Origin of the sequence: Aeromonas sp. 602658 (assembly GCF_049173005.1) — a bacterium.
GTDB classification, from domain to species: domain Bacteria; phylum Pseudomonadota; class Gammaproteobacteria; order Enterobacterales; family Aeromonadaceae; genus Aeromonas; species Aeromonas veronii_A.
Window position 1 is genome coordinate 102,157 of record NZ_JAAKRF010000002.1, and the last position, 12,133, is coordinate 114,289.

General features: G+C 54.0%; 14 protein-coding genes. All 14 read left to right on the forward strand.

Going from position 1 to position 12,133, the window contains the following annotated elements:
• Positions 1-7: 7 nt before the first annotated feature.
• The 14 genes from G5253_RS02750 to ccmB all read left to right on the forward strand — a co-directional run bounded on the left by G5253_RS02750 (position 8) and on the right by ccmB (position 11,994).
• Entirely contained in the window at positions 8-850 is an 843-nt protein-coding gene (locus G5253_RS02750) for a MinD/ParA family protein (protein ID WP_408082997.1), read from the forward strand.
• Positions 843-1,562 (forward strand): RNA polymerase sigma factor FliA, encoded by a 720-nt coding sequence (locus tag G5253_RS02755; protein WP_216951804.1) that lies wholly within the window; start codon positions 843-845, stop codon positions 1,560-1,562. Before G5253_RS02750 ends, G5253_RS02755 begins: the two co-directional genes overlap by 8 nt.
• 111 nt (positions 1,563-1,673) lie before the next feature.
• Positions 1,674-2,057, forward strand: a complete 384-nt coding sequence (cheY, locus tag G5253_RS02760; protein ID WP_041234108.1) for a chemotaxis response regulator CheY — start codon at positions 1,674-1,676, stop codon at positions 2,055-2,057.
• 12 nt (positions 2,058-2,069) lie between these two features.
• Positions 2,070-2,810: a protein phosphatase CheZ gene (locus G5253_RS02765; protein WP_216951803.1), complete on the forward strand. Its 741-nt coding sequence runs from the start codon at positions 2,070-2,072 to the stop codon at positions 2,808-2,810.
• 11 nt (positions 2,811-2,821) lie between these two features.
• The gene (locus tag G5253_RS02770; RefSeq protein ID WP_266134062.1) at positions 2,822-5,041 is read left to right on the forward strand and encodes a chemotaxis protein CheA; all 2,220 of its coding nucleotides are present in this window, start codon (positions 2,822-2,824) and stop codon (positions 5,039-5,041) included.
• A 32-nt stretch (positions 5,042-5,073) separates the two neighbouring features.
• Complete coding sequence (locus G5253_RS02775) at positions 5,074-6,183, forward strand: protein-glutamate methylesterase/protein-glutamine glutaminase (protein WP_266134061.1); 1,110 nt, start codon at positions 5,074-5,076, stop codon at positions 6,181-6,183.
• Between the two features lie 2 nt (positions 6,184-6,185).
• The gene (locus G5253_RS02780; protein WP_227341082.1) at positions 6,186-6,923 is read left to right on the forward strand and encodes a flagellar motor protein; all 738 of its coding nucleotides are present in this window, start codon (positions 6,186-6,188) and stop codon (positions 6,921-6,923) included.
• 2 nt (positions 6,924-6,925) lie between these two features.
• On the forward strand, positions 6,926-7,846 hold the full coding sequence (locus tag G5253_RS02785; protein ID WP_266134060.1) for a flagellar motor protein MotB: 921 nt from the start codon (positions 6,926-6,928) through the stop codon (positions 7,844-7,846).
• A gap of 4 nt (positions 7,847-7,850) precedes the next feature.
• A complete protein-coding gene (locus tag G5253_RS02790; protein ID WP_266134059.1) occupies positions 7,851-8,645 on the forward strand; it encodes a ParA family protein in 795 nt (264 codons plus the stop codon).
• Positions 8,642-9,514, forward strand: a complete 873-nt coding sequence (locus G5253_RS02795) for a chemotaxis protein CheW (protein ID WP_266134058.1) — start codon at positions 8,642-8,644, stop codon at positions 9,512-9,514. The genes G5253_RS02790 and G5253_RS02795 overlap by 4 nt, the downstream gene beginning before the upstream one ends.
• 69 nt (positions 9,515-9,583) lie before the next feature.
• Positions 9,584-10,072, forward strand: coding sequence for a chemotaxis protein CheW (locus G5253_RS02800; protein ID WP_005298836.1), 489 nt, complete (start codon positions 9,584-9,586; stop codon positions 10,070-10,072).
• Positions 10,073-10,100: 28 nt separating this feature from the next.
• Complete coding sequence (locus tag G5253_RS02805; protein ID WP_162850469.1) at positions 10,101-10,478, forward strand: DUF2802 domain-containing protein; 378 nt, start codon at positions 10,101-10,103, stop codon at positions 10,476-10,478.
• Positions 10,479-10,676: 198 nt separating this feature from the next.
• Positions 10,677-11,321, forward strand: coding sequence for a cytochrome c biogenesis heme-transporting ATPase CcmA (ccmA, locus tag G5253_RS02810; RefSeq protein ID WP_266134057.1), 645 nt, complete (start codon positions 10,677-10,679; stop codon positions 11,319-11,321).
• A gap of 4 nt (positions 11,322-11,325) precedes the next feature.
• Entirely contained in the window at positions 11,326-11,994 is a 669-nt protein-coding gene (gene ccmB, locus G5253_RS02815; RefSeq protein WP_005353658.1) for a heme exporter protein CcmB, read from the forward strand.
• Positions 11,995-12,133 lie beyond the last annotated feature (139 nt).

Sequence of the window (12,133 nt, forward strand, 5' to 3'; positions counted from 1 at the left end):
GCGCAAAATGCGTCAAAACAATCGAGTAAAAGTGATCGCCGTTTCCGGTGGTAAAGGTGGCGTGGGCAAGACCAACGTGACCCTGAACGTGGCCGGAGCCATGGCGGCCCAAGGCAAACGGGTAATGGTGCTGGATGCTGACCTTGGTCTGGCCAACGTCGACGTCATGCTGGGGCTGCGGGTTCATCGCAATCTCTCTCACGTGCTGGCAGGTGAGTGCACTATCGACGACATTATCGTTGAGGGACCGTATGGGATGATGATTGTGCCTGCAACCTCGGGGACCCAGTCCATGGTCGAGCTTTCACCGGTACAACATGCCGGACTGATCCGCGCCTTCAGCGAGATGAAGACCCAGGTCGATATTCTGATGGTGGATACGGCGGCGGGGATCTCGGACATGGTGTTGAGTTTCACCCGTGCTGCGCAGGACATCATGGTGGTGGTGTGTGACGAGCCGACTTCCATTACCGATGCCTATGCCCTCATCAAGATCCTCTCCAAAGAGCACGGTGTATTTCGCTTCAAGGTAGTGGCAAATATGGTGCGCAGCCTGCGTGAAGGGCAGGAGCTTTTTGCCAAGCTGACCCGGGTAACCGATCGTTTCCTCGATACGTCACTGGAACTGGTTGCCTGCGTGCCTTATGACACCAATCTGCGTGCAGCCGTGCGCAAGCAGAAACTGATTGTCGAGGCGTTTCCCAAGTCGCCGGCGGCTTTGGCTTTCCGCGCATTGGCCAACAAAGCAGCTAGCTGGCCGGTACCAAACCAGCCTGGCGGTCATCTGGAGTTTTTCCTGGAGAATCTGTTGCAGACTCAGGCCACCACACAGGAAGGTTCCCGTGAATAAAGCCCAAGCGTACTTGCGTCATCAGGATTCCTATCTGCTGGTAGAGCGCCATGCTCCACTGGTCAAGCGGATTGCCCAGCATTTGCTGGCTCGCCTGCCAAGCAGTGTCTTGCTGGATGACCTGATACAGGCAGGTATGATTGGGCTGCTCGAAGCGTCACGGAACTTTGATGGTAGCAAGGGAGCCAGTTTCGAGACCTATGCCGGGATCCGTATCCGTGGTGCCATGCTGGATGAGATCCGGCGTGGTGATTGGGTGCCCCGTTCCGTGCATCGAAACAGCAGAGCGATTGCCGAAGCGATCGAAAATGTGGAGCAAGCCAATGGACGGGATGCTCGCGACGCGGAAGTCGCAGCGCAAATGGGGGTCTCTCTCGCTGATTATCATGTCATGCTGCAGGATGTCTCCTGTGGCAAGATCATCGGTATCGAGGATCTGGGGGTCAGTGAGGATGTGATCGGTAACCCTGATGAAGCTCCGTCAGGCTCGGGGTTTGATGAACTGGCCACAGAACGATTTCAAATTCAACTGTCGGAGCAAATTGGTCGCTTACCGGAGAGAGAAGCCCTGGTTCTCTCTCTTTACTACGATGAAGAGCTGAATTTACGTGAAATTGGCGAGGTTTTGAATGTGAGTGAGTCGCGCGTGAGTCAGATACATAGTCAGGCAATGCACAGACTACGCGCTCGTTTGAGAGATTGGCATCTATAAGTGTTTGTACTGGCTACACTGAGATGAAACTCTAAGGCATAATCCGCATGACACAACCCGTTTTTAGCATCATGTAAGTGAGCCACTGAGGTGGCTATTGAGGAGGGAATTTTGGACAAGAACATGAAAATCCTCATTGTTGACGATTTTTCAACGATGCGCCGGATTATCAAGAACTTGCTTCGCGACCTTGGGTTCAACAATACCCATGAAGCGGATGACGGCAACACAGCATTGCCGATGCTGAAAAATGGTGATTTCCAGTTTGTGGTTACCGACTGGAACATGCCAGGCATGCAAGGTATCGACCTGCTGAAAGCCATTCGTGTCGATGAAAAGCTCAAGCATCTGCCGGTACTGATGGTGACGGCAGAAGCCAAACGCGAGCAGATCATCGAAGCCGCGCAAGCCGGCGTTAACGGTTATATCGTCAAGCCTTTCACTGCAGCAACGCTCAAAGAAAAACTCGACAAAATTTTTGAACGCCTTGGCTAAGGAGCAGCAGGGATGATGGCCAAAACGAAAGCAATGATTTCGCTCGACCAGGCAAGGATGCTTGTTGCTCATCTGGAGCAAGGTGAATTCGAGCTGGCCGATGAACTGCTTGCCAATGTATGTGCCCCCAACGCAGCCGATCTGTTTGAAAAAGTTGGTCAGCTGACCCGACAACTGCATAACTCACTTCAAGAATTTCGTCTCGACCCCCGAATTCCCGATTTGGCCACCCATGACATTCCCGATGCGAGGGAGCGCCTCAATTACGTCATAGATATGACCGACAAGGCTGCTAATCGCACCATGGATGCGGTAGAGGCCAGTCTGCCAATAGCGGATCGCCTGAATGATAATATCCAGCTGGTGATGCCCAACTGGAATGCACTGATGTCCAGAGATATGAGCGTGGGGCAGTTTAAGTCCTTATGCCATCAACTTGATGATTTCATTAAGGCTTCTGAGTCAGATGCCGATAAGTTACGACAACTGCTGACAGAAATTCTGATGGCACAAGACTTTCAGGATTTGACAGGCCAGATGATCCGCAAGGTCATAAAACTGGTTCAGGAAGTTGAAACAAAATTAATAGAAATGCTGACTATGTTTGGTGAGGCTGCAGCTGAGCATTCAACTCGTACTCTCCCTGTGAACGGGATTGAAGCCGAAGGCCCAATCATGAATCCAGAGGCGCGTGCCGATGTAGTCAATGGTCAGGATGATGTGGACGATCTGCTGTCTAGCTTGGGATTCTAATGGAGTGACGCATGGCCTTCGAAGTTGATGAAGACATACTGCAAGACTTTCTGGTCGAAGCATCCGAAATATTGGAACAGTTGTCTGAGCAACTGGTCGACTTGGAAAAGCGGCCTGATGACAAGAATCTGTTAAATGCCATCTTTCGCGGTTTCCATACCGTAAAAGGTGGTGCCGGTTTCCTGTCTTTGGGGGAGTTGGTTGACGTATGCCACGGCGCTGAAAACGTATTTGATATCTTGCGTAATGGCAAGCGAACCGTGACTGCCGAACTGATGGACGTGATCCTGCAAGCGCTGGACGCCATAAACGTCATGTTCGCCCAAGTACAAAACCGTGAAGCGCCAAGTCCTGCGTCTGATGATCTGCTCCATGACCTCCACGAGTTGTGCAAGCCTGAAGGAGAAGAGCAACTCCGAACCGCGACAAGTGGCGCTATTGCCATGGAGCAGGAGGCTGTCACTCCTGTTGTTGAGGTTGTCTCCGACCCCGAGGTTGTTGAACCGATAAACCAGGCCAGCGATCCTGCTCCTGTTAACGGGGGCGGATCCATAGACGAGATTTCAGCTGATGAATTCGAGCGTCTGCTGGATGAGCTGCATGGCGTGGGGGGCACACCAACCAAGAGTGCGGCAGGAGCGACTGTTGCTGGCGAATCTGGCGATATAACCGATGATGAGTTTGAGGCCTTGCTGGATCAACTCCATGGTCAGGGACAGCACATGGGGGCGCCAGAGGTGAATCCTCTGAAGTCGGTGCAAAAAGAGGTGGACGAGCTTATCGATGATGATGAGTTTGAACGCCTGCTTGATGAATTGCATGGTCGTGGCCAAGGTCCTCAGAGTAGTATGGCACCTGCCGCACCTGCCGCACCTGCCGCACCTGCCGCACCTGCCGCACCTGCCGCACCTGCCGCACCTGCCGCGGTGACTGCGCCCAAACCGACAACACCTGTAGCCAAACCTGCACAGGCTGACCCCGCAAAACCTGCCGAAGCAGCCAAGGCATCAGCGCCTGCCGCCAAGGCTACGCCAGCTCCTGCCGAAAACAGTGCAGTGCAAAGCGATACGACGGTGCGGGTGGATACCAAGACCCTTGATGTCATTATGAACATGGTAGGTGAGTTGGTACTGGTTCGTAACCGGCTGGTGAGTCTGGGTATTGCCAGTAATGATGAAGAGATGTCAAAGGCGGTTGCCAATTTGGATGTGGTAACGGCTGACCTGCAAGGTGCGGTGATGAAAACCCGCATGCAGCCAATCAAGAAGGTATTTGGTCGTTTCCCGCGCGTGGTGCGTGATCTGGCCAGAACCCTCAAAAAAGAGATTGAGCTGGTGATGGTTGGGGAAGAGACCGACCTCGACAAAAACCTGGTGGAGGCGCTCGCCGATCCTCTTGTTCACCTTGTTCGCAACTCCTGCGATCACGGGGTCGAAATGCCGGATGTGCGGGAGAAAGCGGGCAAGCCGCGGCAAGGGACGATCACCCTTAGCGCCTCCCAGCAAGGCGATCATATCCTGCTTTGCATTGAGGATGATGGCGCCGGGATGGACCCAGAAAAACTCAAGTCTATTGCCATCAGCCGCGGTGTGCTGGATGCAGATACTGCCGCGCGCATGAGTGATAACGATGCCTATAACCTGATCTTTGCCCCCGGATTTTCGACCAAGTCCGAGATCTCCGATATCTCTGGCCGTGGTGTCGGAATGGACGTGGTTAAAACCAGTATTGTCAGCCTCAATGGGTCAGTGCACATCGATTCTACTTGGGGGAAAGGCACCCGTCTCGAAATCAAGGTTCCGTTGACGCTAGCCATTCTGCCGACCCTGATGGTTGAAGTGGGTGAGCAGACCTTCGCTCTTCCCCTTGGTTGTGTGAACGAGATTTTCCATCTGGATCTGAAAAAGGCCAATATGGTCGATGGGCAGCTCACTATCATAGTGCGTGATAAGGCGATTCCCCTCTTTTATCTACACAAGTGGTTGATCCGTGGCACCAACAAGCGTTCACGTCAGGATACCGGGCATGTGGTTATCGTGCAGATTGGCACTCAGCAAATCGGGTTTGTGGTAGACAGCTTGATTGGTCAAGAAGAGGTGGTGATCAAGCCGCTCGATAATCTGCTGCAAGGCACCCCGGGGATGGCTGGTGCAACCATTACCAGCGATGGCGGTATTGCCCTTATTCTGGATGTACCGAGTCTGCTCAAAGCATATGCGCGTAGACATTAATCGCTCAGGCCCAAGGAGTTAGAAAAACAACAATGGCAGTCAAGGTATTAGTTGTCGACGATTCGAGCTTCTTTCGCCGTCGGGTGAGCGAGATCATCAATCAGGATCCCATGCTGACGGTGATTGATACGGCCCAGAATGGACGTGAGGCGGTGGACAAGGCCATGTCGCTGCGCCCTGATGTGATCACCATGGACATCGAGATGCCCGTGATGGATGGTATCAGTGCAGTGCGGGAGATAATGGCCAAGTGCCCAACTCCCATTCTGATGTTCTCCTCACTGACTCATGAAGGCGCCAAGGCAACGCTGGATGCACTGGACGCCGGTGCTCTTGACTTCTTGCCCAAAAAATTTGAAGACATTGCCAGAGACAAGGACGAGGCGGTCAGACTGTTGCAACAACGGGTGAAGGAAATTTCCCGCAAGCGCTTCCTGATGACATCCGCTGCTCGCCCCAAAGCATCTGAACCGGTTCGTCCGCTAGGTAGCACAGCCGCCAGAGCTCCTGAGCGTCAGTCTGAGCTGCAACGCACTGTACCAAGTGCCTCATTCAAGCGAAGTGGCAAGAGTTATCAGTTGGTGGCGATCGGGACTTCTACCGGCGGCCCGGTAGCCTTGCAAAATGTGCTGACCAAGTTGCCGGGGGATTTTCCTCACCCAATCTTGCTTATCCAGCATATGCCAGCTACCTTCACCGCTGCTTTTGCTGCCCGTCTGAACGGATTATGCCAGATAGGTGTCAAGGAGGCCGAGGATGGAGACGTCCTCAAACCGGGCCATGCCTACCTGGCTCCCGGTGGCAAGCAGATGCTGTTGGAAGGACGTGGCGCAGGCGCCCGTATTCGCATCGTTGATGGCAACGACAAGGTAAATTACAAGCCTTGTGTGGACATTACCTTTGCCTCTGCGGCCAAGACCTATGCCGACAAGGTATTGGCGATTGTGCTAACCGGTATGGGGGCTGATGGCCGTGATGGTGCCAGACTGCTGAAAGAGCAGGGCTCTACAATCTGGGCTCAGGATGAGGCTTCCTGCGTGGTATATGGCATGCCTCAAGCGGTTGCCAAGGCAGGTATTGCCAGTGAATCACTTCCTCTGGACAAGGTGGCCCAGCGTATTCTGGTTGAGTTGGGGCGCTAATCATGGGCTTGCTCGGTCTGCTCCTCGCACTGGGGGCTATTGCTATTGCCCAGCTGTGGCATGGTGGCTCCCTGTTGACGTTGTTGGACGGGCCTGCTTTTCTCATTGTTCTTGGCGGTACGGTTGGTGCCGTTACATTGCAGACCCCTGCCAAGTTTGTTTTGCTGGCATTGCGCCAGTGTCTATGGATTTTCAATCCGCCACGGCAGGATCTCTCTGCCCAGGCTGAACGGCTACAATCCTGGGCTGCCTTTGCACGCCAGCAGGGGCTGCTGGCCCTCGAAAATCAGGCTGAACAGGAGGAGGACCATTTTACCCGCCAAGGGTTGAACATGATTGTCGATGGTGTCTCCACGGAGGATATTCGCATGTTGCTCGAAGCCGATATCGATATCGAGCAGGAGCGTAATGAACATGCGGCCCGGGTGTTCGAAGCCATGGGGGGATATAGTCCGACTATCGGGATTATCGGCGCTGTCTTGGGTCTTATCCAGGCCATGTTTCATCTTGAAGAGCCATCTGCCCTGGGGGCTGGCATCGCAGTGGCATTTGTGGCAACCATCTATGGTGTCGGGTTTGCCAACTTGATCTATCTACCGATAGCCAACCGGTTGCGAGCGTTTCACTATCACTATGCACTGTTTCAGGAGATGACCCTGGAAGGGCTGTTAGCCATCGCCCATGGTGAGAATGGTTTACAGGTTGAACGTCGGCTCAGGGCCTATTTGAAAGGAGAATAGCCATGCGCAAGCGCTATCGTTTGCACTTGCAGGGGCGTGAGCACCTTGACCGCTGGCTGGTCTCCTATGCCGATTACATGACGCTGATATTTGCTCTGTTCGTGGTGCTCTACTCTGTTGCGCTGGTGAACAAGGACAAATATCGTGCGGTGATAGATGGCATGAGTCAGGCGTTCAGTGTCATGCAGTCTCGCAGTGATGGTCTGCTGGAGGGGCAGGGCAATTCACTGTTGGAGAATGCTGTTTCTGCCTCCCCCTTGTTGCTGGAAAGCGCAACGTCCCCCTCTCCTTCACTTGCTCCCATTTCTGGTGTCCCTGTGCTGCAAGATGGCACGACACTTGCCAAACTTGATATGCAGTTGCAAGAGAGCATGGGGTCACTGGTGGATGCCGGGATAGTCAAAATGACGCAAGACGAGAACTGGCTGACTGTGGAACTCAGTTCAGGTCTGCTGTTTGGCAGTGGCAGCGCCTTTATGGGACCGAATGCTGCACCGGTAATCAATACTCTTTCAAGTATTCTCAAACCGGTCGATAACTATGTAAGGGTTCGGGGATATACAGATAACCAACAGATAAATAATGAAATTTATCGTTCTAATTGGGCGCTTTCTGCTGCGAGGGCCGAAGCGGTGCTCAATGGCTTGATTGCTGATGGCATCGCACCCCAGCGTCTGGCCTTTGAAGCATATGGCGAGTTTTCCCCTTTTGCCGATAACAGCACCGAGCAAGGCCGGCTGCAAAATCGCAAGGTTGTGGTCGCAATATCCAAATTCGCCTGGGTGCCGCCAGCTCCTGTGTCGGTAAAGCCCCCGGTGGTTGCCGAGCCGGTTCCTGCGGTGCAGCAGGCGGTGGATGCTGGAGAGATAAAGGTTATCTCTTTGCCCGGTGGCGGCATACGTATAACAACAAGGCAGGATTGATACAGTGATTGTTTGGACGGTTGCCAACCAGAAAGGTGGTGTGGGTAAAACCACCACAGTGGTCTCGCTTGCCGGGATCCTGGCCCAGCGTGGTCAGCGAGTGCTGTTGATTGACACCGATCCTCACGCCTCGCTGACTGCATATCTTGATTTTGATTCAGATCGTCTGGATGGAACCCTCTATGAGTTGTTTCAAGCTGTCAAACCGACAGCCGAGCTTGTCAATAAACTGACGCTCAAGACCAAGTTCGAGAATATCAATTTACTACCCGCATCTATTACCCTGGCGACTCTTGATCGGGTAATGGGAAATCGTGAGGGAATGGGGCTGGTGCTGAAGCGGGCGCTGCTGCGCATTCAGGATCAATATGATTATGTGCTGATCGACTGCCCGCCTGTGCTTGGGGTGATGATGGTCAATGCGCTGGCTGCCTGCGATCGTATTCTTGTGCCGGTTCAGACCGAGTTTCTCGCTCTCAAAGGGTTGGAGCGGATGATGAAGACATTCGAGATCATGCAGCGTTCCAAGCGTGACAAGTTCCGTTATACCGTGATCCCGACTATGTTCGACAAGCGTACCCGGGCCTCACTGATGACCTTGAAATCGATCAAGGATCAATATGGTGAATCGGTGTGGAATGCGGTGATCCCTATTGATACCAAGTTTCGGGATGCCAGCTTGTTGCACATCCCTCCATCCATTTATTCCCCCGGGAGTCGTGGTACCTATGCCTATGAGACGCTGCTCAACCATCTTGATGCCCTTGAACGGCAACGGGTTCATGAGGTGACGGCATGAGAGATACCATTCAAGTACGGGCAATGGATGACTATTTCCACTCCCTGCTGCTCGATGAGCCGCTGGTCATGGATGAGGTGGAAGAGGTTCAATCTGCCCCTGTTTTACAGTTGCAACGTCAGCCCCAGAGTGTCCCCGAGGTGGTCGCTGCGCCTTATTTGGAAAGCGATCCACGGCTTGCCCAGCTCGGTGAGCTATTGGCTCAGGTGGGACAAGTTCAGTTTGAAAATGATGCCTTCACTCAGGAGGTGACACTGACGGCCCCATTGGAGATTGTGGCCGAGGAGTCATTGTTGCCGGTTGAGCCTGAATGGCCTGAGGAGGTGCTGCTGCCCGAAGTTGCAGAGCCCCACACCACCATCTTGACCGAAACTGCGTTGGAGGTTGCTCCGGTAGAAGCCACTGAACCTGTCACTTGGGAGAATATCGATACCGGTAAAGAGTTTCAGGCCCTCTTTTTTGAAGTCGCGGGCGTGACGTTTGCGGTGCCGTTGACCGAGCTTGGTGGTATTCACCAGCTGGGCGAGATCACCTCCCTGTTTGGCCAGCCGGGCTGGTACAAGGGGATCATGACCTCCCGCGAGCAGAAGATGAATGTGGTCGATACCGCCCAGTGGGTCATGCCGGGTCAGCATCTCGAGATGGATGATTACAAGTATCTGATTATGCTGGGTGAATCCCCTTGGGGGCTGGCTTGTCATCATCTCAAAGGGACTGAATTGTTACACCGTGACCAGGTTAAATGGCGCCATCAGGAGGGCAAGCGCCCTTGGTTGGCGGGCATGGTCAAAGAAAAAATGTGTGCCCTGTTACACGTTCGTGAACTGCTCTTGTTGCTGGAGCGTGGGGTTAACATAGAAGGTCGCTGATAACTTCTGCAATCGAGCTGTTTTATTGCTAGTTTTAGCAGTAGACGTTTTCATAAAAGGAATAAAAACATGACAGAAAAGCGCAATATCGCACAGAATCTGGCCGAAGATGAAGTGCTGCAATGGGTAACCTTCCAGCTGGAAAACGAAACCTACGGCATCAATGTGATGCAGGTTCAGGAGGTGTTGCGCTACACCGAAATTGCACCGGTGCCGGGTGCGCCTGAGTACGTACTGGGGATCATCAACCTGCGTGGCAATGTGGTGACTGTCATCGATACCCGTTCCCGTTTCGGTCTGCCTTCCGGCGATGTGAGCGAAAATTCCCGGATTGTGATCATCGAAGCCGAGAAGCAGGTGATCGGCATCATGGTCGACAGCGTGGCGGAAGTGGTTTATCTGCGCTCTTCCGAGATCGATGCGGCACCTGCGGTCGGTACTGAAGAGAGCGCCAAGTTTATTCAGGGGGTGAGCAACCGCGATGGGCAACTGCTGATCCTGGTTGACTTGAACAAGCTGCTCTCCGATGAAGAGTGGGAAGATATCGGTTCCCTCTGATAAGTAAGGTGATGTTTTGATAATCGAGATGGTTGCCTTGGGGATGTCCCTGATTGCCTTGGCGTTTGCCTCTTATATCTGGTTCAAGAGCAAGCGCAGCAAGCAGGAGTCCGAGGCCAGTGTGGCAACCCTGCAAGGTCAGTTGGAAAGCTTGCGCAAGCAGATGATGGAACTCCATTCCGGTGCTATTGGGATGGGGCAGCGTCTGCAGTCGGTGGAAGGGGCGATGCAGCAGGTCAATGAGCGCCAGCAAGAACTGACCATGCAGGATCCCGAACGCAGGCTCTACAGCCGAGCGGCCAAGATGGTCGAGCTGGGCGCCGATCTTGATGAAGTCATGAGTGAGTGCGAGTTGCCAAAGGCAGAGGCTGAGCTCTTGATATCGTTGCGAAAAGGTCGCTCTTGATGATTCAGGAAGGCAATTGCCTTCCTGAATTTTATGGCGTACAGCCGCTTGTCCCCCAGCTACGTTGGGCAGGGGGTTTCTACCGTATTTTCTTTGTGATCCCGGTCGCCAGTCAGTTCAATTGTTGCATCTTTGAAAAGACGTATTCCAATACTGTGTTAAGATGCAGACCGCTTCATTTTCTCTGAAAAAATCCCCATGCTGCTTCAAGTTAACAATCTGAGCTGCGTGCGCGAAGATCGCACTCTGTTTGAACACCTCTCTTTCTCTGTTGCGCCCGGCGATCTGTTGCAAATTGAAGGGCCCAACGGGGTTGGCAAGACCAGCCTGTTGCGATTGTTGACCGGGCTGTCGCAGCCGTTTGCCGGTGAGGTGTGCTGGAATGGGGAGAATATTCGTCACTGTCGTGATGAGTATCATGCCAATCTGCTCTATCTCGGCCATCAGCCCGGTGTCAAAGCGGCGCTGACCCCTTTTGAAAACCTGAAGTTCTACCAGCAGTTACATCACCCGCAGCAAACAGTGATCGACTTGTGGCAGATATTGGCCCGGGTAGGGCTGGCCGGGTTTGAAGAGAACCTGACCGGGCAACTCTCTGCCGGTCAGCAACGCCGGGTGGCCCTGGCCAGACTCTGGCTGTCACAGAAACCGGCACTCTGGATCCTCGATGAGCCCTTTACCGCCATCGACAAGCAAGGGGTCAAGGTGCTCGAGCAGCTCTTTCTGGAACACGCCGAGCGGGGCGGCATGGTGATCCTCACCACCCATCAGGATCTGACCCTGATGCAGGGACGGCTGAAGACTATCTCGTTGACCCCCTTCGCCTCGACATTGCAGGAGTAACGCCATGTTGCGCGCTGTTATGCACCTTATTCACCGTGAACTGCTGATGGCTCTGCGCCAGCGTTCCGATATTCTCAATCCGCTCTGGTTTTTCCTCATCGTCATCACCCTGTTTCCGTTAGGCATTGGCCCAGAGCCCAAACTGCTGGCCCGTATTGCCCCGGGGATCATCTGGGTGGCGGCGCTATTGGCGGCCATGTTGTCGCTGGAACGGCTGTTTCGCGACGACTTTGCCGATGGCGCGCTGGAGCAGATGATGCTGATGCCGCACCCGCTGGGCTTGCTGGCGCTGGCGAAAGTGGTCGCTCACTGGCTGCTGACCGGCTTGCCGCTGCTGCTGATCTCTCCCTTGCTGGCGATTTTGCTGTCGCTGGATATGAACACCTATCTGGCTGTCGTCGCGACGCTGGCACTGGGCACTCCGGTATTGAGTCTGCTCGGCGCGGTCGGGGTTGCGTTGACGGTGGGATTGCGCAAAGGCGGGGTGCTGCTCAGTCTGCTGATCCTGCCGCTCTATATTCCGGTACTGATTTTTGCCACCTCAGCCATCGATGCCGCGGGGATGAGCTTGCCCTATGGCGGGCAGCTTGCCATTCTGGCCGCCATGCTGGTGGGGGCTTTGACACTGACGCCGCTGGCTGTGTCGGCGGCGTTGCGGGTCAGCCTCAACTGATGGCCGTGAGCTGAACCGAATTTGGCTCCGAATGGGGTCTTTTTGCAAAAAATAATGTTGCGATGGATCAAGGAGAGTGCCGCTTATTGCTTTCGGGGTATTTGATGCTGCCCCGTGGTCGGTATGGTAGGCCTCGCCA

Bases quoted from the DNA above. Each gene is read 5' to 3' on its own strand.
- G5253_RS02750 (WP_408082997.1), top strand. From the start codon at position 8: ATGCGTCAAAACAATCGAGTAAAAGTGATCGCCGTTTCCGGTGGTAAA.
- G5253_RS02765 (WP_216951803.1), top strand. From the start codon at position 2,070: ATGATGGCCAAAACGAAAGCAATGATTTCGCTCGACCAGGCAAGGATG.
- G5253_RS02770 (WP_266134062.1), top strand. From the start codon at position 2,822: ATGGCCTTCGAAGTTGATGAAGACATACTGCAAGACTTTCTGGTCGAA.
- G5253_RS02775 (WP_266134061.1), top strand. From the start codon at position 5,074: ATGGCAGTCAAGGTATTAGTTGTCGACGATTCGAGCTTCTTTCGCCGT.
- G5253_RS02780 (WP_227341082.1), top strand. From the start codon at position 6,186: ATGGGCTTGCTCGGTCTGCTCCTCGCACTGGGGGCTATTGCTATTGCC.
- G5253_RS02785 (WP_266134060.1), top strand. From the start codon at position 6,926: ATGCGCAAGCGCTATCGTTTGCACTTGCAGGGGCGTGAGCACCTTGAC.
- G5253_RS02795 (WP_266134058.1), top strand. From the start codon at position 8,642: ATGAGAGATACCATTCAAGTACGGGCAATGGATGACTATTTCCACTCC.
- G5253_RS02800 (WP_005298836.1), top strand. From the start codon at position 9,584: ATGACAGAAAAGCGCAATATCGCACAGAATCTGGCCGAAGATGAAGTG.
- G5253_RS02805 (WP_162850469.1), top strand. From the start codon at position 10,101: ATGGTTGCCTTGGGGATGTCCCTGATTGCCTTGGCGTTTGCCTCTTAT.
- ccmA (WP_266134057.1), top strand. From the start codon at position 10,677: ATGCTGCTTCAAGTTAACAATCTGAGCTGCGTGCGCGAAGATCGCACT.
- ccmB (WP_005353658.1), top strand. From the start codon at position 11,326: ATGTTGCGCGCTGTTATGCACCTTATTCACCGTGAACTGCTGATGGCT.